This is a genomic window from Labrys wisconsinensis, from assembly GCF_030814995.1.
Classification (GTDB): domain Bacteria; phylum Pseudomonadota; class Alphaproteobacteria; order Rhizobiales; family Labraceae; genus Labrys; species Labrys wisconsinensis.
Window position 1 is genome coordinate 354,014 of the sequence record NZ_JAUSVX010000006.1, and the last position, 22,273, is coordinate 376,286.

Here is a 22,273-nt window from a genome sequence, read left to right on the forward strand (position 1 = left end):
CACGCTGGAGCCGATCCTATGACCCAATTGCCGCCGGATGGTGCGGGAGCCACGTTAACGGAAGGTGACTCGCGTCCGGATTCCGCCGATTTCACCGCCGCCACCGAGCCGTTCCGGCTGTTCGCCGCCTGGATGGCGGAGGCCAAGGCGCACGAGCCCAACGATCCCAACGCCATGGCGCTCGCCACCGTCGACGACGCCGGCCTGCCCGACGTGCGCATGGTGCTGCTCAAGGGCTTCGACGAGCACGGCTTCGTGTTCTACACCAACACCGAGAGCGCCAAGGGCCGCGAGCTTGCGGCCACGATGAAGGCTGCGCTGCTGTTCCACTGGAAGAGCCTCACCCGTCAGGTGCGCATTCGCGGCCCAGTGGAACACGTCACCGCTGCCGAGGCGGACGACTATTATGCGAGCCGCCCGCGCGGCAGCCGTATCGGCGCCTGGGCCTCGCAGCAGTCCCGTCCGCTCGAGAGCCGCTTCGCCCTGGAGAAGGCCGTGGCCGCCTATACCGCCCGCTATGCCATCGGCGACATTCCGCGTCCGCCGCACTGGAGCGGCTTCCGTGTCCTGCCCGAGCAGATCGAGTTCTGGCACGACCGGCCCTTCCGCCTGCACGATCGGGTGGTATTCCGCCGCAGCGCGCCGGGCGCGGCCTGGACGAAGCAGCGTCTCTACCCCTGAGCGAGGTCGCCGGCTCAGCGCAGATAGTCGACGAGGTTGAGGCCCTGGATCTTCGACAGCGCGGAATAGGAGGCCTGGAGCTGCGCGGTGTAGTCGGAGACCTTGGCGGTGACGGCGGCGACGTCGACATCGTTGATGTCGCTGATCTGCGATGCGGCGAAGCTCTGATAGTCGCTCTGCGCGGTCGCCGCGCGCTGCAGCGTGCTGGAAGCGAGGCCTGTCTGGCTCTGCAGCCCCGTCACCCCGTCGAGCGCCGCGAGGGTGAGCGAGCTCGCCTGGCTGATGGTCTGCGACGAGACGGAGCTGCCGCCGCTCGCCACCAGGTTGAGCGCCCGGAACAGCTGCTCGAAGGCGGGATTGTCTGCCGTCACGCCATAGCTCACCGTCTGCTCGGCGGAGACGCGTACCGAGGCGGCGGCACCATTGCCCTTGTAATAGGCCGTATCCGCCGTCGACGCGGAGGGCGTGGCGGAGAGGGCGGTCACATCGACCGGCGCCGTGGTGGTGGCGCTGCCGGCGAAGAGGTAGCGGCCCTCGTACTGGGTGTTGAGGGTGGCCTGCGCATCCTGCAGCAAGGTCTGCGCCGTGGCCGCCAGGCCGCTGGTGCCGTCCGCGCCGCTGGCGCCGACGAGATCGGACCGGAACTGGCTGATCAGGTCCGACAGGGTGGAGAGGCCGGTGCTCATCGCCTGGGTCCGGCCGTTGGCCTCGTTGGCCGCGGCCTCGTAGGCGTTGGAACGGGTGACCGAGACCTGCAGGCTGACATAGCGGCCGGCCTGGCTGCCGAGCCCGCCGAAATCGCCGGAGACCGAGCCGGAGGCCTCCTGGAGCTGCGCGCTGGCGAGCTTGGCCTGGGTGCGCATCGCGCCGGCCAGCATCTCGTCGTTCATGGCGAAGGTGGCAACGCGTGTCAGCATCGGCGGGCCCGTCAGGTGGTGGAGACGGCTGACATCAGCGCGTCGAACATCTTGTTGACCGTGGCCAGCACCTGGCCGGCGCCGGAATAGATGTTCTGCAGCTGGGAGAGGCGTGCGACCTCCTGGTCGACATTGACGCCGGTCTCGGAGCTGAGGCTCGCGGCCAGGGCCGACTGCGCGCTGGTCTTGGTCGTCAGGGCGCCGGAGGCCTGCGCCGCGGCCATGGCGATGGTCGAGACGATGTCGGATGCATAGTCGGCGAAGGATGTCTTGGTCAGGCCGAGCGATCCGGCGGCGGCGAAGGTGCGGCTGCCCGTCATCGCCGAGGCCAGCGCCGTGGCGATGGTGCTGGAGCCGCTGGTGATCACCTGGCTTCCCGTCGCGGGCTTGCCCGTCGCCGAGAGGCTCGCCGTCGCCATCAGGCTCGGTGTCGCGAGGATGTCCGCCCGCACCGCGACGTCGCTCGCGCCGGTGCCGGTCAGCAGGTCGTTGAGGCCGAACCAGTCGGAGAATCCCTGGCCCGCCGAGCCGACCGTATCGCCCGACCCGGCGATGGAGACGCCGTCCGCGGCGTTGGTCGAGGAGATGGTGAGCCGGCCAAGCGAATCGATCGAGGCGCTCAGGCCCGAGATGCCGTTGATGGCGCCGACGAGGTCCCCGACCGTGGCGTAGGCCGACAGGTCGAGGTCGCCGGAGGAGACGAGGTTGCCGCTGCTGTCCGTGACGGCGAGGCGCACCGTGCCGCTGCCGGAGAAGGCGGCGGAGGCCGAGGTCGTCGTCGTGCCGGTGAGCGAGGTGGGTGCCGGCACGGCGGTGCCCTGATTGTGCGCGGCGTTGAGGGCGCCGATCAGCCCCTGCGCCAGCGTGTCGAGCTGGTCCTGCGCCGCCGGCAGCACGCTGTCGCGCTGGGTGATCAGCGCGCCGATGTCGCCGGAGCGGATCTGGCCGGTGATATCCGTGCCGTCCACCGTGACGGCGCTGATCCCGGAGCTGGCGGCCCCCGCGGCATAGCTGGTGTCGGCGGTGACGGTGGCCGCGGCGGCGTAGGAGAGCTCGTGGACCTGGCCGTCGAGCAGGGGCTGGCCGCCGCTGGTGTAGACCTTCATCTGGTCGTTGCCGTCGACGTAGTAGGCGACGTCCATCTTCGTGGCGATGTCCTGCAGCGCCGTGTTGCGCTGGTCTTCCAGGTCGGCGGTCGGATCGCCGCGCGCGGCGGCCTGGGCGATGGCGCCGTTGAGGTCGTGGATGGTGGCGAGGTCGTCGTTGACGGTGCCGACGTCGCTGGCGATCGTGGCATCGGCGTCGCCGCGCAGCCCCTGGATGCCGGCCGAGGTGCTGCGCAGCTGCGCGGCGACCGCGTCCACGGCCTGGACGGCCTGCGCCTTCAGCGTGTCGCTCTCCGGCGTGTCGGCGAGCTGGCCGAGCGCCGTCTCCAGGGCGGCGATGGTGTTGGCGAGCGAGGTGCCGGTGCCGCCCGTGCCGTCCGTGGTGCTGCCGAGCAGGCTCTGGAGCTGGTCGGCATAGCTCTCGGTCGCGGTCGCGGCGCCGAGCTGCGTCGTCGCCCCGACCAGCGACTTGAGCAGGAGACGATCGACATTGCCGGTGATGCCGGTGATGGCCGTGCCGCTGCTGGAGCCGCCCGTAACCAGCGAGACCTGCGTGGCGGTCTTGCGGGTGTACCCGGCCGTATCGGCATTGGCGATGTTGGCGGAGGCGAGGTCGAGCTGGACCTGCGTCGTCAACAGCGCCGAGGTGGCGATCGAGCTGGCGGCCTGCAGCGACATCGGCTCCCCCTTCCCGGCGGACGGTCAGGCCCGCAGGCCGGCCTTCAGGTTGACCGGCCGGGTGCCGGCGAGCCGCTGCGTGCCGTCGCTGCCGTAGACGGCGGGCGGGGCGAGCTGCTCGCGGATCGCCGACATGATCGCCTCGACCCGGTGGCGGCTGGCGGCGATCGCCGTCTGCAGCCGGTCGAGGTTCTCGTCCATCGCCTGGCGCAGCACGGCGGTGCGGTCGACGAGGCGGGCGTGCCGCGGTCCCCTGGCCGCCGCGATGTCGAGCTCGCGGCTGCGGATGCGGCGGACATGCTGCTCGAAGCTGTCGGCGAGGACCTGCTTGCGGCCGCTCACCGTCGACAGGCTCGCCGGCAGGCCGCAGGCCAGGATGCGGTTCTCCTCGCTGATCACGTCGATGAGCTCTTCGACCAGGGCGATCACGCTCTCGATCTCGGCGCCGGGGTCGAAGGCGGCGGCCGGCACCATGGCGGTCGGGTGGACGTCGTGCGGGGTGGGGGGGCTCGTCACGGCCGTGGTCTCCTCATGTCAGTCGGGCGGTGCGCCGATAGCTGGCGCAGGCGCGCAGGCTGTGCGACACGCCCGCGAGCTCGCGGCCGACCTCGGCGGCGCGGCGGTCGAGCTCCCGGCGCAGGGCCGCCAGGTCGTCGAGCAGGCTCGCGAGCCTGCGCCGATCCGCCTCGGCCAGGTCCGGGCGGCTGCCGGCGAGCCGGCGCGCCGCGGCGGCAATGCGCCGCGCCTCGCGCCCGAGATGCTCGTCGCTTGCTTCCTCCGGGCGCGCCATGGTCAGCGCACCGCGGTGATCAGCGTGTCGAACATGCTCTTGGCGGTGGTGATCACCTGCGCCGCCGCCGAATAGGCCTGCTGGGAGGCCATCATCGTGCTGAACTCGTGGTTGGTGTCGGTGGTGCTCTCCTCGAGCTCGCCGCCTTCGACGGCGCCGGCCCCGCCGGTGCCGGCGACGTGCAGGGTCGCCGTGCCCGAGGCGTCGGTCAGCGCGTAGGTGCCGCCGCTCAGCGCAGTGAGCGCGTCCGGGTCCATGAAGGTGGCGACCGGGATCTTGTAGAGCGCGATCGACTGGCCGTTGTCGTATTTGCCGTAGAGCGTGCCGTCGGTGCTGTCGACATAGATGCTGGCGAGCGAGCCCGCGGCAACGCCGTCCTGGTTGACCGTGAGGCTGACGCCGAGCGTCGAATCCGTGCTGGCATATTGGCTGAGGCCCGAGGCCGCGCCCGTCGTGCCGAGGTTGAGGGCGATCGAGCTGTTGGCCGCGCCGGTCGTCCATCCCGTCAGCGTCAGGCTGGGCGGGGAGGGCGAGGTGCTGGCAAGCGTCCCGTCGCTGTTGAAGGTCACCGTGACGGTGCCGCTGGTGACGGTGGCCGCCGTGGTCGCCGCATTCGAGGCCAGAGTCGGGTTGGCGAAGCTCGCCGTCCAGGTGTTGTCGCCGGTCTTGGTCCAGGTGACGGTGCTGTTGGCGGCATTGCCGAGGGAATCGTAGAGGTTGAAGGTGCTGGTGAAGCTCTGGCCGACCGTGGCGTTGGCCGGCAGGTTGCCGACCAGCGAGGCCGTGGTCGTCGGCTTGGCCGCGGTGGCGAGCACGCCGGTGTCGATCAGGGAGAGGTCGTTGGTGGTGGTGCCGCCGCTGATGTTGCCCTGGGCGTCGGTCTTCCAGCCCATGAGATAGACGCCGTCATTCTCGAGATAGCCGTTCTTGTCGACCGTGAACTGGCCGTCGCGGGTATATTCCAGGTCGCTGCCGGTCGTGCCGTCGCTGACGACGAAGAAGCCGTCGCCGTTGATCGCCATGTTGCTGGACGTGTCCGACGCGGCGAGGATGCCCTGCGCCGTGACGTTGGTGCGCGTCGCCACGGTGACGCCGCCGGAATTGTAGGATGTGTCCGTGGGGTCGACCAGCATGCTGTCGAAGCTCCCATAGGTGGTCTTGTAGCCGTAGGTCGAGGAGTTCGCGAGATTGTCGCTGACCATCGACAGCACCTGGCTCTGGGCGTTGAGCGCGGTGACGGCGGAATCGATCGCTCCGAGCAGGCTCATGGTCGCCGCTCCTCAGACCACGATGCCGAGGCCGCTCGCCACCGTCTTCACGGTGGTGGTCAGCGTGTCGAGCTTGGTGTTGGTGAGCTCCTCCTGCCCATAGCTGGCGTAGGCCATCATCTGGTTCATCAGCGTGCTGGGGTCGGTCGGGCTGGTCGGATCCTGGTCCTTGAGCTGCTCGACCAGGAGGTTCAGGAACTGGGTGTTGTCGAGCGTGCTGTTCGAGGAGGTGGTGCTGGCCGTCGAGGCCGTGCTCGTCGAGGAAAGGGCTGAGACACTCATGGGCAGGGTCCGTCTCTATGCCCGCTCAGACGTTCGGGCTTGGCGCGGGCCAGGCTCTTGCCGTGGCCTTGCTGTTGAAACGGACGAGACGAAGGTTCCAGGCGCAGCTTCGTGCCCGAGGCGCCAAGATAATTTTGCGTATGGACTGGCCTGCGACGCTCGAAGATTAACCTTGCATTGACGGGTCTGCTCGGCAGACCACGAGAATGCTTTGCAGCTCGGCAGGAATGACCATGCGGTGGGAAGATCTTGCCGGGTGTGCCATCAGGCGCCGGCCTCATGGCCGCGGCGATGGCGGCCCGTCGCGCTACGTCATCGGCCCGGGGCGATCCTCAGGGCGCGGCGACGTCCGCGGCCGCGTCGATCGGCAGCCCGGCCGCCGTCATGCCGTCGTCGGGAAGAGACGCGCCGAACAAGAGGCCGGTGGAGAAGCCCATGATCAGGAGGGCGAGGATGGCGATCACCGGCAGCGACACGCCGAAGCCCGACAGGCGCTTGTCGCCCGGCTCCGGCTGTTCGGCGGCGCGGCCGGACTGCTCGTCCGTCATCGCCTTCCAGACGATGCGGTCGGCGAGGCCGATTGCGGGCGCGGGCGACGGGGTGGCGGCGAAGGCGGCGCGCATGCGCCTTGCGGCCTCCAGGCGCGCTGCAGCATCCGGCGATGTGCGCAGGAGCGCCTCCGCCGCGTCGCGCTGCGCGGCCGGCCAGCCCGGCACGTCGTCGCCGAGCCGGTCCAGCAGGTCCTGGAATTCGTCGATGCTCACGAACGCTCCGGACAGTCCCCCTTGTCGACGGACAAGTGCCCCCGGGACCTCCTCCAGATACCGGCCGCGACTCCGCCAAGTCAAGCGGGGGAACCGTCCGGTCTATGCGCCGCCGTTGACCTTCTGGGCCACGACCGCCCAGGCCTCGCGCAGATCGCGCAGGCCGACCAGCAGCTTGCGGTAGCGCTCCGGCGCGTCCGGCGTGCCGAAGGAGCTGTGCAGGGCGACGATCTGCGCCGTGTACATGCGCGAGAGCTGCTCGGCCAGCGCGCCGCCGCGCCGGCTGTCGATGCAGCCGCGCAGGCCCTTGAGGATGTTCGAGGCGCGGGTGATCAGCTTGTGGCTCTCCTCGATTCGGCGCGCCTCCATCGCTGCGACGGCCTGGGTGGTGAGCAGGATGACCTTGTCGTAGAGGCGGACCACCGCCATGGTCGGCGAAACTGTGGAAGCGGCCTGGCGATAGGCGATGGCGGCCTGGGAATGGCTGGGTGTCATGCCGATGAGCTGCTGTTCTGGGCTGCGAGGAGGGCGGTGAGATAGGTCTTGGTGTTCTCGGCGGCGGCGATCTGGGCCTGGATGGTGGCGTAGCGATTGGTCAGCGTCGTCTTGTAGGCGTCCGCATCGCTCTTGATCTGGTCGCTCTGGGACTGCAGCGAGTTGTCGTTGCTCTGCAGCAGCTGGATCTCCTGCGTCAGCGTGCCGGAGGTGCTGTCCGTCGCGCCTTCCGCGGTCTGGTAGAGCTGCTCGGCCAGGCCGGACGACACCGAGACGTCGATGGATTGCGCCGTGTTGCCGGTATAGACGAAGGAATAGCCGGCATAGGCGGTGCCGGCATTGCCGACGATGGTCGCCCCGCGGATGGTGAACAGCGAGGAATCCCCGCCGACCGAGGCGCCGGAGAGGTTGCCATCGGCGTCGACGGAGACGTCGAGGGTGAAGGAGGCCGGCGCGCCGGTGCCGCGATCGAGCAGCTTGAGGTCGCTCGAGGAGGACGTCATCTGGAAGTTCAGCAGCGACTGCACGGCGTCGAGATTGTTGAGGATGGCGTTGTCGAGCGTGCTGGTGTCGAGCGTCAGGTTGTTGGTGGTGTCGAAGGACAGGCCGAGATCGGCCATGGAATAGCCGTCGACCTCGGAGGACAGCGTGTCCTGCAGAGTGCTGGAAATATTGCGCAGCAGGCCGTCCCCGAACAGCGCCGAGTTCGTGCCGTCGCTTTGCGTCACCGATTGCTGGCCGTAGGCGAAGGCGCGCACCGCATTGTAGGCGGTCACCAGGCTCTGCACCGCCGTTTCCACCGTGCTGAGATTGGTGCCGACGTCGGCGGTGATCGAGGTGCCGGAGGGCGTGGCGCCGTAGAGGTGGAAGGTGACGCCGCTGACCACGTCGCTGATATCGTTGGTGGCGCGCGTCACCTGGACGCCGTCCACCGTCATGATCGCGCTCTGCGCGGCCTGGAGCTGGTCGGCGAAGGCGCCGGTGCCGTCGGTCACGCCGAGCTTCTGGAGCACGTCGTCGCCCGAGCCGGCGCTGGCCGTGATGGTCTGCCCGGTGGAGGTGGTGGAGAGGATCATCTCGTAGGACGAGCTCGTCACCTGCAGGATCGAGGCCTGCACGCCGGTGGTGCTGGACTGGTTGTTGACGGCATCGACGATGTCGGCCAGCGACATGGTCGCGGTGACGGCGATGCTGGCGGAGGAACCGTCGGCGGTGCCGATGCTGAAGCTGCCGGCATAGCCGAGGGCGGTGGTGGCGCTGGACTGGGCCGAGCTGCCGAGCTTCTCGGCCGTGGCCAGCTGGCTCACGGTGATGGAATGGCTGCCGATCTGCGCGCCGTTCTCGGTTGTGACCGAAAGCGTGTTCGTCGTGTCGACATTGCCGACCGGCGTGAGATAGGCGGTGCGGCTCTGGAAGGCGTCGGCGGCGGTGTTCGAGGTGCCGGACGGGGCGCGCAGCGCGTTCGCCGCCGTCTGGAGCGTGGACAGCAGCGAGGACAGCGACTGATAGGCGCTGACCTGGGCCTGGTTGGCGGTGATCTTGGCGTCGATCGTGTCGGCGGGCGCGAGACGCTGGGCGACCGCGGCCTCGATGATGGCATTCCAGTCGATATTGGAGATGTCGCTCGTGCCGAGGCTGGCCGTGCTCGTCGTGCTCGATGTGCTGGTCGTGGACGTCGTGGTCGGGGTCGTGCCGGTGGAACTGACCGTGGTCATCGCCGCCCTCTCGCCGTCGGACGGCGGGCCCGCCGGGGCGGACCCGCCTCAAGCCGTCACTGCATCAGCTTGAGCAGCGCCTGCGTCATCTGGTTGGCCTGGCTGGCGGCGGCCACCGCGGCCTGGGTCTTGACCTGCGCGGAAGCGAGCTTGGCCTCCTCGGCGGCGACGTCGGTGTCGGCGATCGCCGAATTGGCCGACTGCAGGTTCTGCGTCGAGGTGGCGATGGTGGCGGCGCGGAACTGGAAGCGCGATTCCTGGGCGCCGATATTGGCGCGGGCGCTCGACACCGAATCGATCGCGGTGTCGAGGGCAGTCAGCGCCGAGGTCGCGCCCGACTGGGTCGAGACGTTGAGGCTGTTGATGCCGAGCGTCGTCGTGTCGAGCTTGGAGAGCTGGATGTTGATCGTGTCGGAGGCGGACTGGCCGACGATGACAGCCACGCCGCCGGAGCCGGTGTAGTCGACCGTGCCGGAGGCGCCGGCAGCCAGCAGCGAGGAGCCGTCATAGGTGGTGCTGGTGGCGGTGCCGTCGATTTCGGACGAAAGCGCGGAGAATTCCTGGTTGATATAGGTGCGCTCGGAGGTGCCGACCGTGCCGGAGGCGGCTTCCGTCGCCAGCGATTTCATGCGCTGCAGGATGTCGCTGATGCTGGCGGCGCCGCCGTCGGCGGTCTGCAGGATGGCGACCGCGTGCGAGGTGTTGGTCGAGGCCTGCTCCAGCGAGGTGATGTCGGAGGACAGGCGCGTCGAGATGGCGAGGCCCGCCGCGTCGTCGGAGGCCTCGGTGATGCGCGAGCCGCTCGCCAGCTTCGACAGCGACGAGGTCTCGGCGGCCGAGTTCATGTTGAGGTAGCGCACCGCGGAGTTGGCGGCGATATTGGTGGAGATCACGGGCATCGGATGCTGCTCCCGGCAGGATGGGGTGGACCGGCCCGGCTCGCGGGCGGAAGGGCGGAACGCGGAAGCATCCGCGTCTTGGATTGCACGGGGAGGGGCCGAATTGCCGGGCGCTCGATCGGGCCCCGGCCTCGTTTATGGTTAACGATCCCTGAACGACTGCAGGATGTCGCCCCTGACCTCGGCCAGGATCTCGCGCAGCTGCTGGCGCCCGCGCTTCAGGAGCGACTCGACCGCCGTCACCGTGGTTTCCAGGACCTCGGCGATCTCCGCGTTCGACATGTTCTCATGATAGGAGAAGATCAGCGCGATGCGCTGCTGGTCGGGCAGGCGGTTCATTGCCGCCTCGAGCATGTCGGTGATGGCGTTCTGCTGCATCCGGTCGAGGGCGTCGGGGCTGGCATCGGGCATGTCCGGCGCGCGCTCCATGTCCTCGGTCCGCGGCAGGCGGCGCAGGTCGATGCAGCGGTTGGTGACGACGCGGTAGAGCCAGGTCGAGAACTTGGCCTTGCCGCTGGTCCAGCGCCCGCGATGCGTCCACACTTTCAGCAGCGTGTCCTGCACCACGTCCTCGGCGTCGGAGGCGTTGCGCAGGATGCGCAGCGCCACGCCATAGGCGCGGTCGGCGTGCCGCTGGACCAGCCTGCGGAAGGCGCCCTGGTCGCTCTGGGCAATGCGCTCCAGGAGGTCGTCGTCGCTGTCGGGGCCCTGGTCCACCGTTCGTGCCGCCCTGATCGGCCGCTCCTGCGCGAAGGCAGGCGATGCTGCGGCTTGGACGACATTCGCCCCGTTATCAAGAGCGAGCGATGCATGGCTCATCTGGACGGCCCCCGGCTGTCGACCGGGCGGGACGGATCGCCTGCCGCTGCCTGGTCTCCGTCAGTTGAACGGGACGCTTGAGATAACCAGGCGTGACTTTTGAAATAAATTTTTGAACTTTTGAAGTTTTTTACTCGGCAATTTCTGCCTGGTGCTAGGAAAACATTGCCTATCATTGAGATTATAGATGTAATGACTTGAGTTTTTGTTCTCCGTACAAAATAGATTGCTGGGAATTTTTCTCCGATGTCGAAGTATTTCTTTGGACCGAAAAATTCTTTAACAGCCCGGCTTCACGCCGCGACCCCGGATATCCCTGTCCGGGCCGTGGAGGCCGCGCCGCATCGCCCGCCGGACGCGGGCAAGTCGGGCGGCGTTCCGGGCGGGATCTCTGATTCGCCTGCTCCGCCCGCGGCGTTCTGCTTGCGCCGGAAATTGCCCGCCGCGCCGTTCAGGGAGCAGGACGACGAAGGAGAACCGGCGTGGATATCCGATCCCTCACAGCGATGCTCGCGACCGCCGCCGCCGAGGGCGTCGCGACGGTCTCGGTCGACATCTTCGACACCCTGCTGCTGCGCCGCTGCACCGCTCCGGACGGGGTCTTCGAGCAGACCTTCCTGGCGCTGTTCGGCGCCGCGGCGCCGGCGCCGGCGGAGCACTGGGTGCAGCATCGCCAGCTCGCCGAGCGCGCGGCGCGGCGGCGGGCCGGCGAGGGGCGCGGCTCGCCCGAGGTGACCATCGAGGAGATCTATGCCGAATTCCCGTTCCGCCTGTTCGGGCTCGAGCGACGGGATCTCGATCGGCTCGTCGCGGCGGAATTCGAGGCCGAGCTTGGCCTCTGCCACATCAATCCCGACGTCGCGGCCCTGATCGCCCACCTGCGCGCGGCCGGGATGGCGACCGGCTTCATCTCCGACACCTATTGGAGCGCCGCCCGGCTCCAGCGGCTGCTGCACCATTGTCAGCCCGATCTCGACTGGGATTTCCTGCTGGCCTCCTGCGACCATCGCCGGGCCAAGGCGGACGGGCTGTTCCCGATCTTCCTGGCGGCTCGCGGCATCGCGCCGGCCGATGCCGTCCATTTCGGCGACAACCCGCGCGCCGACGTCGCCGGCGCGCTGGCGGCCGGCATGCGCGGCCTGCACTACACGCTCGGCTCGGCCGCCCTCGCCCTGGTGGTGCAGCAGGAGCGGGAGGCGGCACGGCTGGCGATGCCCGGTCATGCCGATACCCGTCTCGACGACGGCCTCTCCGCCTTGCGCCGACGCGTGTCCGGCACCGCGGACCGGGAGAGCGCCGCCGCGCTCGGCGCCGAGGTGATCGGCCCGCTGATGCTCACCTTCGACCACTTCGTCGCCGACGCGGTGGAGCGGCTCGAGGCCGCCGGCGGGCGCGTGGCGGTGGTGTTCCTCGCCCGCGACGGGCTGCTGCCGCTGCAGGTCTGGCGCCAGATGCGCCGGCGCCCGGCCGACTATCTCGAGATCAACCGGCGTCTGGCCCTGGTCGGCTCCGCCACCTCGGCCGAGCCGCTGACCGCCTTCTTCCGCGAGATCCGCGCCGTGGACGAGGCCGGGCTCGGCACGATCCTCAAGACCAACGTCTCGCGGGTGCGCTCCTTCTTCTCCAGCCACCCCGGCGGCATCGCTTCCGGCACCGAGCTGGTCGAGGCGCTGCAGCAGCTCTGGGACGAGGGCGACGTGCCCGCCGGTGCCGCCACGGCGCGCGACGACGTGCTGCGCTATTTCCGGCGCACCATCGCCGCCTTCGACGCCTGCACCGACCTGGTCCTGGTCGATCTCGGCTATGCCGGCTCGGTGCAGAAGGCCATCCGCGCCATGTTCGACACCGCCGGCATCGCCACGCGGCTGCACGGCGTCTACCTCCTCTCCTCCGACGACAAGCTCGAGGTGATCGGCGGCGGCGACACGGCGGTGGGGATGATCTCGGACCGGGTGGTGACGCCCCACGCCAAGCGGATCCTTCTGCGCAACATCGCCGTGCTGGAGCAGATCTGCAGCGCGCCGGAAGGGTCGATCGCCGGCTTCGACGGCGAGCGCATCCTGCGCGAACCCGATCCGCGCTCGCAGGCGCAGCTCGCGCTCTGCCGCGAGATCCGCGCCGGCGCGCTCGATTTCGTCCGCTTCGCCGCAGCGGCGGAAGAGGAGGCCCCGTTTGTCGGCGAGGCCGCGATCCGCCGCGCCGCGGCGATCCTCGCCCGGCTGCTGCTGCTGCCCGGTTCTGCGGAGATCGCGCTGTTCGACTCCGTGTGCCACGACGTCAACATGGGCACGCAGATCGCCCGGCCGCTGGTCGAGCCCGATCTCGCAGCCAGGCTCTGCGCCGGGCTCGCCCTGCCGCTCGCCTTCGGCGCCGGCGATCCGCCGATGTGGCCGGCCGCGAGCATGGCGGCGCTGTCGCGCGGCCATGGCCATCTCTATGCCACCGCCAGCGCCCGCGGCCTGCCCGGCTCCCTGTTCGGCGACGTCAAGGAGGGCTCGCTGGTCGTCGGCCTCTATACCGGCGCCGGCGAGATCCCGATCGAAGTCTCCCGCTTCCGCATGCCGACCGGCGAGATCCGCGTGCGCGTGCCGATCGACCAGCGCCGCGGCATCGCCGGCGTGTCGGTGCCGCTCACCGCGGTGGCGGCCGCGGGCGAGCTGCGCGAGGTGGTGGTGCAGTCCGGCGCCGGCGTCGAGGCGGCGATGACCAGCTTCGAAGTGACGCGCCTGCCCGACAACCATTTCGACATGTCGGCCTTCGGCGGCACGCGCCACTACGGCCCGGGCGGCCAGGGCCGGCTTCTGGTGGCGCTGCCGCGCCTGGCGGGGGACATCCTTGTGCTCACCCTGGTCATCGCGCCGTCGGCAGCGGCGTCGGTGGCCGTCCTGCCTCTCGCTGCGACGGCCTGACGCCGCCGGCGACGGCATTCTGCCGCGCTGGCGACAGCATTCTGCCGCGCCGGGGCGACGGCATTCTGCCGCGCTGGGCTAATGCGATCGGGGCCCTGACTGGGAGGGGCCGGGGCGGCCGCCCTGCCGCCCGCCGGGGCCGTGCGGTCCGCCGGGGCCGGGCGGGCTACCGCCGGGCCCTTTGCCGCCGCCCGGTCCGCCCGGACCATGGCCGGGGCCGTGCCCCGGTCCCGGGCCTGGCCCAGGCCCGGGACGGCTGCCGGGCGGGCCACGGTCGCGGTGGTGCATGCGCACGACGTGGAAGCTGCCGCCCGGGCTCTTCTCGATCTCGGCGACGACATGGCCCTCGTCCGGCCCGGTCAGGGCGGAGGCCGCCCAGGACCCGGCGATGCTGAGGCCCGAGCCGAAGCGCAGCCCGCCAGCCACGGGGGCGACATAGGCTTCGACCGAGGCGCGCACCGTCGCCGGGTCGTCCAGCAAGGCGGTGTCGCCCCGGCTCGTGTCGGCCCGGAAAACGCCGCCGGCGAGCCTCCCGGTCAGCACGACGCGCCCGGTCGGCGCTGCATCGAGGCCGGCGACGGCGAGGCTGCCGATGCGTGGCACCCCGTCGAGGCCGGCCGTCACCGGGCCGGCGACCTGCAGGGAAGCGCCGGCGCGGCGTTCGATCAGGCTGGCGATGATGGTGCCGTCCAGCCGTCGCAGGCCGGACACGGCCACGAGCTCGCCCGGGTGCAGGCCCGCGGGAGCGGCGTCCGTCTCGACCGCCTGGCCCAGCACCGTGAGCCGGCCGGGCGCGAGCACTTCGACCGGCCCCACCACTTCGCTGGTGACGGTGATATGCCCGGTGGCGAGACGCTCGCCCTGCCGACGGGCCACCACCTGGACCACGTGCCCGATGCGCAGGGCGGCGGCGGTGGCGGGATGGCCGTCGATGGTGACGCCCACCGTCTCGGGATAGGTGATGCGCAGATCGTTGACGATGATGCTGCCGAAGCGCCGGATGGTGCCGGTGACGCCGGTGCCGCCGATGCCCTTGTCCCGGCTGGGCTTGTTGCCGGAGGCAGGGATGGGCGGCTCGCCGCCGTCCGGTTCCGGCGGATCGAGCGAGCCGGCGGCCGCCGGGCTGCCCAGGGTGGCGGCGAGGCCGGCGAGGAGCCGGGTGAGGCCGCGGCGGGTGAGAACGAGAGGGGGCCTCACGGCGCCTCCTCGCCGCCGGTCGGCGGTGCATCCGGTCCCGGAGCCTCGTCCGGCACTTCCTCGGAAAAGACGTAGATGCCGAAGCTCCAGCGCCAGTTGCCGCCGGGCTCGCGCTCGCTGGCCACATAGGCGTCGCGATTGGCATTCTGCAGCGCGGTCTTGGCCAGGGCGCGGGAGCGCTTCTCGAGCCGCCGCGCCACCTCTTCGGAAAGGCCGTCGTAATGCACCGCCCGCTCCAGGAAGGCGGGCGCCTGGGCGGTGACGTTGCTCACCGCCGCGGCGATGTGGTCGTGCAGGTTGCGCCCGAAATAGTAGAGCTGCTGGTCGTCGCCGCCGCGCGGCAGGAAGGCGGCCTCCAGCAGGCTGACGCGGTTCTCCGCGTCGATGGCGACGATCCTGCGGTCCAGCCATTCGTCGAGCACCGCCCGCGGCCGCACGTCCTTGGTCACCGAGCTGACCAGCGCATCGAAGGATGGGCCGGGGGCTTCGCTCGATCGCGGCAGGGGCAGGGGATTGCCCTCTGCGTCGGTATAGTCGGGGGCCGCGAGCCAGCGTGCGAGGATGGCGCTGGTGCGCGACAGGCCGGTCGGCACCTCGGCGACCGGCGCGCCGGCGCCCCTGAGGCGGCGGACCTCCTTGCGGTGGATGCCGGTGAGCAGGCTGACCCGGCTGTCGGTCTGCTCCTTGCCGGGCAGGGTGAATTCCCGCTCGGCGACATTGACGTAGAGTTCGCGCAGCAGATCCACGATGACGGGAAAGGTGATGCCGCTGCGCACGAACAGGCGCACGAGCGGGCGCAACAGCCGGGCGACCGGCCGGTGCAACCTCGCTGGATCTGGCAGGGGGGCGCCCGTCTCCCGATTCATATGGCCGATCATAACGCCGGGAAGGTCGGAGACAATCACACAGGGTTAACCGATCGTTGACGACGCACAGGAATCGTCTTAACCAGACATATGTGGGATATTTTCCCGCATAAGTCGGTGGAGAGCCTTCCATGCATGCGGTCCGGGCCGGGCGCTCCTTCAGCAGGCCTCGCGCCCTCGGCGAGGCGGCCGAGAGGCTGTGGCGATCCCTGGCCGGCGAGGCGGAGCCGGCGCGCACGGCGGCGCAGGACGTCGATCCGCTGCTGCTCGACATGATTGCCGGCGGAGACATGGCGGCCTTCCGCACGCTGACGGAGCGCCATGCCGACCGGGGCTACGGCCTCGCCTTGCGTATCCTGCGCAGCCAGCCGGCGGCCGAGGCCGTGGTCCAGGACGCGATGCTGGCTGTGTGGACCAGCCGCGCCAAGGCGGTGGGCGACCGCGGCGCCTTCGCGGCCTGGCTGCGCGGCGCCGTCGTCGCGGGCTGCCTGGAGGCGCTCAGGGCCGGGCACGACGGAGCAGGGGAGACGGCGGACGATGCCGCCGCGACGCCGCCCGAGCGCGCCCTGGCCGCGCTGCCCGGCGATCAGCGCATCGCCATGGTTCTCGCCTATCACGAGGGCCTGGACAATGCCGGCATCGCCGGCGCGATGCGGCTGCCGCAGGAAGCGGTGGAGGCCTTGCTCAAGGCCGGCCGCATGGCGGCGCGCGAGGCCCTGCACGGCGGGTGACCGGCTCCGCCGCCGGTGGGGCGGGGCTCGCTCCCCGGCGGCTGCCGGCGATACCCCGTCGGGTGTGTCGATTCGCACAGCGTCAGCCGTGCACCTCTCCTACAGACGTCCGGCGCCGGGCCTCTCGGCGCATCACCCCGAATTCCTTGGAGGCCGATGCCGCGCCCGCGGCCCGGCCCGCCTTTTGTGCGCGCCTGTCATGCTCGAAAGCTTCCTGCAGAACGGTCTCGTCCACGTCGCTGCGCTGATCGGCGTCGCCGCCATGACGTTCCGGAGCCAGCTCCTGTTGCGCGGCCTGCTCCTGGCGAGCACCATGCTCTATATCGTCTACTACCTCGCCGTGCCGCCGGTGCCGATGTGGGCGCCGATCTTCTGGAGCGCCGTGACCGTCGCCATCAACGGCACGATGATGGCGCGCATCGTGCTCGACCGGACGCAGTTCCGGCTGACGCTGGACGAGCAGCGCCTGCAGGCCGAGCTCGGCGACACGCTCTCGCCCGGCGCCTTCCGCCGGCTGATGGCGCTCGCCAGCTGGCGGACGGCCGAGTCCCCGCGGATCCTGACGCGGGAGGGCGCGCCGGTGGAGAGCCTGTTCTACGTGGTCGACGGTGCGCTCGGCATCACCAAGTCCGGCAAGTCCTTTCCGATCGCCGCCGGGACCTTCATCGGCGAGGTCGCCTTCCTGCGTGGCACGCCGGCCTCGGCCACCGCCACGCTGCAGCCGGGCGCGCGCTATGTCGAATGGCCGGCCGCGGCCCTCGGCCGCCTGCTCGACGGCAATCCCAGCCTGCGCACCGCCTTCGGCTCGCTGCTCAACGAGGACATGGCTGCCAAGGTCGCCAACGCCTGAGGACGACGAGGACCGGCCACGCCGACGAGATGTCGGTCCAATCGTTCGATTGAGGCGAATGGTTCGAGCTATATAATGCGTTGGATCGATTGATCCGACCTTGCGATCGTCCGCCGGGACAGGAGAGACCGGCATGAGCATGATCGCCAGAACCGTCAGCCGCCCGGCGGCCCTCGCCGGCTCGACGCCCACGCCGATCCACGCCGGCGTGCTGCCCGGCCTTGCCCTGACCGCGGCCGTCGCCGGTCTCGCCTTCGCGCTGCGGCAGCTGCCGGGCCTTGCCGCCTTCAGCCCGATGATCCTGGCGATCGTCATCGGCATGGCCTTCCACAATCTCTGGGGCACGCCGGCCCGCGCCAGGCCGGGCGTGGTCTTGTCGCTGCGCAAGCTGCTGCGCCTCGCCATCGTGCTGCTCGGGCTGCAGCTCACGGCCCAGCAGGTTGCCGCCGTCGGCGGCACCGGCATCGGCGTCATCGCCCTGACGCTGCTGGCGACCTTCCTGTTCACCACGGCGCTCGGCCGGCTGCTCGGGGTCGAGCGCGGCCTCGTCGAGCTGATCGCCGCCGGCACCTCGATCTGCGGCGCTTCGGCGGTCATCGCCACCAACACGGTCACGGGCGCCCGGGACGAGGACGTCGCCTACGCCGTCGCCTGCGTCACCGTGTTCGGCTCCGTGGCGATGTTCATCTATCCCCTGCTGCCGAGGCTGCTCGATCTCGACGCCCATGCCTATGGCCTGTGGGCGGGCGCTTCGATCCACGAGATCGCACAGGTCGTCGCCGCCACCTTCCAGAACGGGCGCGAGGCCGGCGAGTTCGGCACCATCGCCAAGCTCTCCCGTGTGATGATGCTGGCGCCGACCGTGATCGTGCTCGCGCTGGCCGCGGCCCGCCGCGCGCGTCGCACGGGAACGGCCGAAGTCGCGGCCAGGTCGCCCATGCCCTGGTTCGTGCTCGGCTTCGTCGCGCTCGTCGGTCTCAACAGCCTGGTGACGCTGCCCGCCGGCCTGAAGGCCGACATCGCCACCACCGCGACGGTGCTGCTCACCATGGCACTGGCGGCGATGGGCCTGGAGACGGATATTCGCAAGCTGCGTGCCCGGGGCATGCGGCCGCTGGTGCTGGGGTTCGCGGCCTTCCTGTTCATCGCCGGCTTCAGCCTCGCGCTGGTGAAGATGACGACATGACGCTGGAACAGCTGCGGATCTTCGTTGCGGTCGCCGAGCAGGAGCATGTCACCCGGGGCGCGCGCGACCTCAACCTGACCCAGTCGGCGACGAGCGCGGCCATCGCCGCGCTCGAAGCACGTTATGCCACGAGGCTGTTCGACCGGGTGGGACGGCGCATCGTGCTGACCGAGGCCGGGCGCCTGTTCCTGGTCGAGGCCCGCGCCGTCCTGGCCAGGGCAGGCGCGGCGGAGACGGTGCTGGCCGACCTCGCCGGTCTCAGGCGCGGCTCGCTGGCTCTCGCCGCCAGCCAGACCGTCGGCAATTACTGGCTGCCGCGCCTGATCCACCGCTATCGCATCCGTCATCCCGGCATCGCCGTGACGTTGTCGATCGGCAACACCACCACGGTGGCGGCCATGGTACGCGAGGGCGAGGCGCATGTCGGCATCGTCGAGGGCGAGGTCGACGATGCCGCGCTCGCCGTCGATGCCGTGGCCGAGGACCGCCTCGTCCTGGTGGTGGCGCCCGACCATCCCTGGGCGGCGCGGGCGCCCGAGCCGCCGGACGCCTTCGCCACGGCGCGCTGGGTGCTGCGCGAGCGCGGCTCGGGCACCCGCGCCGTGCTCGAGGCGGTGCTGCGGGCCCTCGCCGTCAGGCCCGACACGCTCGACATCGCCCTGGAGCTGCCCTCGAACGAGGCCGTGCGGGCTGCCGTGGAGGCGGGCGCCGGGGCGACGGTGATCTCGGAGCTGGTGGTTGCCTCTTCGCTGAAGGCCGGCACGCTGGCCGCCGTCGACATCGCGCTGCCGCAGCGCCGCTTCTTCGCCCTGCGCCACAAGGAGCGCTATCGCACCCAGGCCGAGCGCGAGCTCTACCGTCTCCTCGGCGAGCCGACGGGTTGACCCTTGTGGCCTGCCGATCCGTCTCCGACCTTGCTACTGTCCCGCCCGGGAGAGCGGCATGGACGGCGTCATCATCAGGCCCGTGGAAGAGGAAGACGGCGATCGCGGCGCCATCGCGACCTTCCCCTATGATCGCGCCCTGGTCGAGCGCTTCCGCGCTGCCTTCCCGCAGGCGCGCTGGCGCAATGACGAGCGTGCCTGGTTCGTGCCGGGCGTGCGGGCGGCGCAGCGCCTCGCCCGCTGGTTCGCTGGCGAGGTCGAGGCTGGCGAAGCCCATGTCGATGACCGCGGGCGCGATGCCTTCGCCTTCGATCCGATCGACAGCCCTTATCTCGAGCCGGCCGAGGACCTGCGCATCCGCACGCCCTACTCCAGGACGGTGGTGGAGCAATTGCGGGAGGTGCCATGGGCGTATTGGGACGAGGATATGCGGGTCTGGCGCGTGCCGTTCCGCTCCTATGACGAGCTCAGGCGGCGCTGGCCGACGATCGAGGCGGCGGCCCGCCGCAACGAGCCGGCGGAAAGGCAGCGCCGCCGGCGGGAAGCCGAGGGGGCGGTCCGGCAGCCGCAAGCCGCGCGGCTGGCGGCCGAACGCCGGCGCCGGCGTTATCCCGTCGCCGCCGATGCCCTGCCGCCGCCGAACCAGCCGGTGATGACGGCCGGCTACGGCATCGTCGTCTTCGTCGATACGGCCGGCGAGATCGTCGACCCCGCCGTCGCAGCCGCGTTCTATCCCCACGCGGACCGGGACGATCTCGACTTCGTCTGGGCGGACTGGCGCGTGCCGAGCCTGGCGGAGCTGATCGCGGCATGGCCGGCGCGCCATCCTCCCGGCGAGCCCGAGCGGGCCCGCGGCTGGTGGCAGCCCGGCCGCGACGACCTCAGGCAGGCGCGGCGGACCGCGCGAGCTCGCGAGCGGGCGGCGGCCCGCCGCATGGGCGGAGCCGAGGAGCGACCCACCGATCCGGCCTGAACGATGGTGTCGACCGCACGGGCATGGTGAGACAGGCAAAGTCCTTCCGCCGAGGCCGTCATGGTCTTGCCGGGCCGGATTGCCGAAAATGCCCCAGAACATTCCGTCCTTTGCCTGGGGCATGGCAGCGGCCGCGCGGAACTTCTTGCAGGGCCGGCGCATTGATCTGGCAAGAACGTTGCCGCTGCCCTTGCGGCGACCTTCATGCGGGAAGAGCGCGGGCCGGCCGGGCCAGCCGAAACAGTCTTCCGGGATGATCGGCTCAACGATGGCTTTGCCGGACGGCCGCCACGACCCGCCCATTGCCAGTGCAGGAGAAAGCCATGACCGAGATTATCAAGGCCTTCTTTGACAGCCGCGTCGAAGCCACCAAGGCCATCGAGGATCTCGTCGCCGCCGGCATCAGCCGCAGCGCCGTGACGCTGCTGCCGGATAGAGAGGCGGCGGAGCCGTCCCGGGAGGTCGGCAGCTTCGACAACCCCGAGCGCGGGGAGGGCGGCTTCTGGGCGTCGCTGATGCGGCTGTTCACCGCCGACGAGGGGCGCGGCGTCTACGAGGACAGCATGGGCCGGAGCGGCACGCTGCTCCACATCGCCGTCGAACCCGGGGAGGTCGATCTCGTCCAGACCGTTCTGGACGAGCACGACGCGGTGGACATCACCGAGCCGCCGGAGGCCTGGCGACAGGCCGGCTGGATCGATGCGGTGCCCGTCGACGGCGCGCAGGCCGTTCCCGCCGCCGACAGTCCCACCTCCGCCGTGCCGGTGACGGGCGCGACCGGTGCCGGCATCCCCGCGATGCCGGCGCAGGGCGGGCGCGTCGAGGCGCCGCAGCCCCCGTCCTCGACCGCAGCCAGCGGCATCCTCGAGCGCATGGAGGTGATCGCCGCCGACGGCACCAGGGTCGGCACGGTCGACCATCTCGACGGGCGCGACCAGATCAAGCTGGCCAAGAACACCTCGCCGGACGGCCGGCACCACTATGTGCCGCTGGCCTGGGTCGACCATGTCGACGCCCATGTCCATCTGACGAAGGCCGCGCCCGAGGTCCGGGCGAGCTGGTAGGCCGTCGGGGCGGGGCGCATCGCCGAGGCAGCTGTGGGAGCGGCAGCGCAGCCGTTCCCCTTCCGTTCGAACAGGCTTAGGATCGGCGTCATGAGCGATGCCGGTCCGCGCAAGATCATCCATATCGACATGGACGCCTTCTACGCGTCGGTCGAGCAGCGTGACGACCCCGCCTTGCGCGGTCGCCCCGTGGCGGTGGGATATGCCGCCAGGCGCGGCGTCGTCGCCGCCGCGAGCTACGAGGCGCGGGCCTACGGCGTGCGCTCGGCCATGCCCTCGACGACGGCGCTGCGCAAATGCCCCGAGCTGATGTTCGTGGCGCCGCGATTCGAAATCTATCGGGCGGTGTCGCGGCAGATCCATGCCATCCTGGCCGACTATACCCCGCTGGTCGAGCCCCTCTCGCTCGACGAAGCCTATCTCGACGTCACCCGCAATCTGCGTGCGCCTGCGACCGCGTCGGCGACGGCGAGCGAGATCCGCGCCCGCATCCTCGCCGAGACCGGCCTCACCGCCTCGGCCGGCATCTCCTACAACAAGTTCCTCGCCAAGCTCGCCTCGGACCAGCGCAAGCCGAACGGGCAGTTCGTGATCACCCCAGCCGCGGGGCCTGGCTTCGTCGCGGCCTTGCCGGTCGGCCGCTTCCATGGCGTCGGGCCGGTCACCGCCGAAAAGATGAACCGGCTCGGCATCTTCTCCGGCGCCGATCTCATGCGTCAGCCGCTGGCCTTCCTCATGGCGCATTTCGGCAAGGCCGGGCCGTGGTACCACGCCATCGCCCGGGGCGAGGACGATCGCCCGGTGGTGCCGGACCGGCCGCGCAAGTCGTCGGGATCGGAGACCACCTATGCCGACGACCTGACCGAGCCGGCCGCCGTCGAAGCCGGGGTGCGGGCCATGGCGGACGAGGTCTGGGCCTGGTGCGAGAAGGCGCAGGCCTTCGGCCGCACCGTGACCGTGAAGATCCGCTATGCCGATTTCAGGCAGGCGACGCGCAGCCGCACCCTGCCGGCTCCGGTGACATCGCGCGAGGCCCTGCACGATGTCAGCCTGGCCCTGGCGCGCAGCGTCTTCCCGCTGGTCGCCGGCATCCGCCTCATCGGCGTGACGCTGTCCGGCTTCGAGCCCGCCGCCCACGAGGCCTCCGGGCAGCTCGACCTCGGGTTGGAGCCGGCGTCCTGAAGCGTTTTCCAGCGAAG

The 22,273-nt window shown here is 70.5% G+C and carries 22 protein-coding genes; 9 read left to right on the forward strand and 13 right to left on the reverse strand.

The window, feature by feature from the left end; genetic code table 11:
* Positions 1 to 18: 18 nt before the first annotated feature.
* Complete coding sequence (pdxH, locus tag QO011_RS18520; RefSeq protein WP_307274868.1) at positions 19 to 681, forward strand: pyridoxamine 5'-phosphate oxidase; 663 nt, start codon at positions 19 to 21, stop codon at positions 679 to 681.
* Positions 682 to 695: 14 nt separating this feature from the next.
* Here the strand turns inward: pdxH and QO011_RS18525 are convergent, their stop codons facing one another.
* The 11 genes from QO011_RS18525 to QO011_RS18575 form a co-directional block, all read right to left on the reverse strand.
* Positions 696 to 1,598 carry a flagellin gene (locus QO011_RS18525; RefSeq protein ID WP_307274870.1) on the reverse strand — a complete coding sequence of 301 codons (903 nt, stop codon included), beginning with the start codon at positions 1,596 to 1,598 and terminating at the stop codon, positions 696 to 698.
* An 11-nt stretch (positions 1,599 to 1,609) separates the two neighbouring features.
* Positions 1,610 to 3,382: a flagellar hook-associated protein FlgK gene (gene flgK / locus QO011_RS18530; RefSeq protein WP_307274871.1), complete on the reverse strand. Its 1,773-nt coding sequence runs from the start codon at positions 3,380 to 3,382 to the stop codon at positions 1,610 to 1,612.
* Positions 3,383 to 3,406: 24 nt separating this feature from the next.
* On the reverse strand, positions 3,407 to 3,898 hold the full coding sequence (locus QO011_RS18535; RefSeq protein ID WP_307274872.1) for a flagellar protein FlgN: 492 nt from the start codon (positions 3,896 to 3,898) through the stop codon (positions 3,407 to 3,409).
* Between the two features lie 13 nt (positions 3,899 to 3,911).
* Positions 3,912 to 4,172 carry a hypothetical protein gene (locus QO011_RS18540; protein ID WP_307274874.1) on the reverse strand — a complete coding sequence of 87 codons (261 nt, stop codon included), beginning with the start codon at positions 4,170 to 4,172 and terminating at the stop codon, positions 3,912 to 3,914.
* A 2-nt stretch (positions 4,173 to 4,174) separates the two neighbouring features.
* Entirely contained in the window at positions 4,175 to 5,440 is a 1,266-nt protein-coding gene (gene flgE, locus QO011_RS18545) for a flagellar hook protein FlgE (RefSeq protein WP_307274876.1), read from the reverse strand.
* A gap of 12 nt (positions 5,441 to 5,452) precedes the next feature.
* Positions 5,453 to 5,722: a flagellar hook capping FlgD N-terminal domain-containing protein gene (locus QO011_RS18550; protein WP_307274877.1), complete on the reverse strand. Its 270-nt coding sequence runs from the start codon at positions 5,720 to 5,722 to the stop codon at positions 5,453 to 5,455.
* A 332-nt stretch (positions 5,723 to 6,054) separates the two neighbouring features.
* Positions 6,055 to 6,486 (reverse strand): hypothetical protein, encoded by a 432-nt coding sequence (locus QO011_RS18555; RefSeq protein WP_307274878.1) that lies wholly within the window; start codon positions 6,484 to 6,486, stop codon positions 6,055 to 6,057.
* 102 nt (positions 6,487 to 6,588) lie between these two features.
* Positions 6,589 to 6,981 carry a flagellar export chaperone FliS gene (locus tag QO011_RS18560; protein WP_307274880.1) on the reverse strand — a complete coding sequence of 131 codons (393 nt, stop codon included), beginning with the start codon at positions 6,979 to 6,981 and terminating at the stop codon, positions 6,589 to 6,591.
* Entirely contained in the window at positions 6,978 to 8,696 is a 1,719-nt protein-coding gene (gene fliD, locus QO011_RS18565; protein ID WP_307274882.1) for a flagellar filament capping protein FliD, read from the reverse strand. Before fliD ends, QO011_RS18560 begins: the two co-directional genes overlap by 4 nt.
* 56 nt (positions 8,697 to 8,752) lie before the next feature.
* The gene (locus QO011_RS18570) at positions 8,753 to 9,595 is read right to left on the reverse strand and encodes a flagellin (protein ID WP_307274884.1); all 843 of its coding nucleotides are present in this window, start codon (positions 9,593 to 9,595) and stop codon (positions 8,753 to 8,755) included.
* Between the two features lie 141 nt (positions 9,596 to 9,736).
* Complete coding sequence (locus QO011_RS18575) at positions 9,737 to 10,414, reverse strand: RNA polymerase sigma factor (RefSeq protein ID WP_307274885.1); 678 nt, start codon at positions 10,412 to 10,414, stop codon at positions 9,737 to 9,739.
* Positions 10,415 to 10,896: 482 nt separating this feature from the next.
* On the opposite strand from QO011_RS18575, the gene QO011_RS18580 reads away from it, so the two are divergent.
* Positions 10,897 to 13,323 carry an HAD family hydrolase gene (locus QO011_RS18580; protein WP_307274887.1) on the forward strand — a complete coding sequence of 809 codons (2,427 nt, stop codon included), beginning with the start codon at positions 10,897 to 10,899 and terminating at the stop codon, positions 13,321 to 13,323.
* 78 nt (positions 13,324 to 13,401) lie between these two features.
* On the opposite strand, the gene QO011_RS18585 is transcribed toward QO011_RS18580, so the two are convergent.
* Positions 13,402 to 14,520 carry a DUF5666 domain-containing protein gene (locus QO011_RS18585; RefSeq protein ID WP_307274888.1) on the reverse strand — a complete coding sequence of 373 codons (1,119 nt, stop codon included), beginning with the start codon at positions 14,518 to 14,520 and terminating at the stop codon, positions 13,402 to 13,404.
* Positions 14,517 to 15,386 carry a DUF6502 family protein gene (locus QO011_RS18590; protein WP_307274889.1) on the reverse strand — a complete coding sequence of 290 codons (870 nt, stop codon included), beginning with the start codon at positions 15,384 to 15,386 and terminating at the stop codon, positions 14,517 to 14,519. The genes QO011_RS18585 and QO011_RS18590 overlap by 4 nt, the downstream gene beginning before the upstream one ends.
* Before the next feature lie 131 nt (positions 15,387 to 15,517).
* Here QO011_RS18590 and QO011_RS18595 point away from each other — a divergent pair, with 131 nt between their 5' ends.
* From QO011_RS18595 to dinB, 7 genes are all read left to right on the forward strand, one after another.
* Positions 15,518 to 16,117, forward strand: coding sequence for a sigma factor (locus QO011_RS18595; RefSeq protein ID WP_307274891.1), 600 nt, complete (start codon positions 15,518 to 15,520; stop codon positions 16,115 to 16,117).
* Positions 16,118 to 16,316: 199 nt separating this feature from the next.
* The gene (locus tag QO011_RS18600) at positions 16,317 to 16,967 is read left to right on the forward strand and encodes a Crp/Fnr family transcriptional regulator (protein WP_307274892.1); all 651 of its coding nucleotides are present in this window, start codon (positions 16,317 to 16,319) and stop codon (positions 16,965 to 16,967) included.
* A gap of 139 nt (positions 16,968 to 17,106) precedes the next feature.
* On the forward strand, positions 17,107 to 18,153 hold the full coding sequence (locus QO011_RS18605; RefSeq protein WP_307274948.1) for a YeiH family protein: 1,047 nt from the start codon (positions 17,107 to 17,109) through the stop codon (positions 18,151 to 18,153).
* Positions 18,150 to 19,037 carry a LysR family transcriptional regulator gene (locus QO011_RS18610; protein WP_307274894.1) on the forward strand — a complete coding sequence of 296 codons (888 nt, stop codon included), beginning with the start codon at positions 18,150 to 18,152 and terminating at the stop codon, positions 19,035 to 19,037. The genes QO011_RS18605 and QO011_RS18610 overlap by 4 nt, the downstream gene beginning before the upstream one ends.
* 58 nt (positions 19,038 to 19,095) lie before the next feature.
* A complete protein-coding gene (locus QO011_RS18615) occupies positions 19,096 to 20,010 on the forward strand; it encodes a hypothetical protein (RefSeq protein WP_307274896.1) in 915 nt (304 codons plus the stop codon).
* A 797-nt stretch (positions 20,011 to 20,807) separates the two neighbouring features.
* Complete coding sequence (locus QO011_RS18620; RefSeq protein WP_307274951.1) at positions 20,808 to 21,074, forward strand: DUF2171 domain-containing protein; 267 nt, start codon at positions 20,808 to 20,810, stop codon at positions 21,072 to 21,074.
* Between the two features lie 90 nt (positions 21,075 to 21,164).
* A complete protein-coding gene (dinB, locus tag QO011_RS18625) occupies positions 21,165 to 22,256 on the forward strand; it encodes a DNA polymerase IV (RefSeq protein ID WP_307274898.1) in 1,092 nt (363 codons plus the stop codon).
* Positions 22,257 to 22,273: the final 17 nt, after the last annotated feature.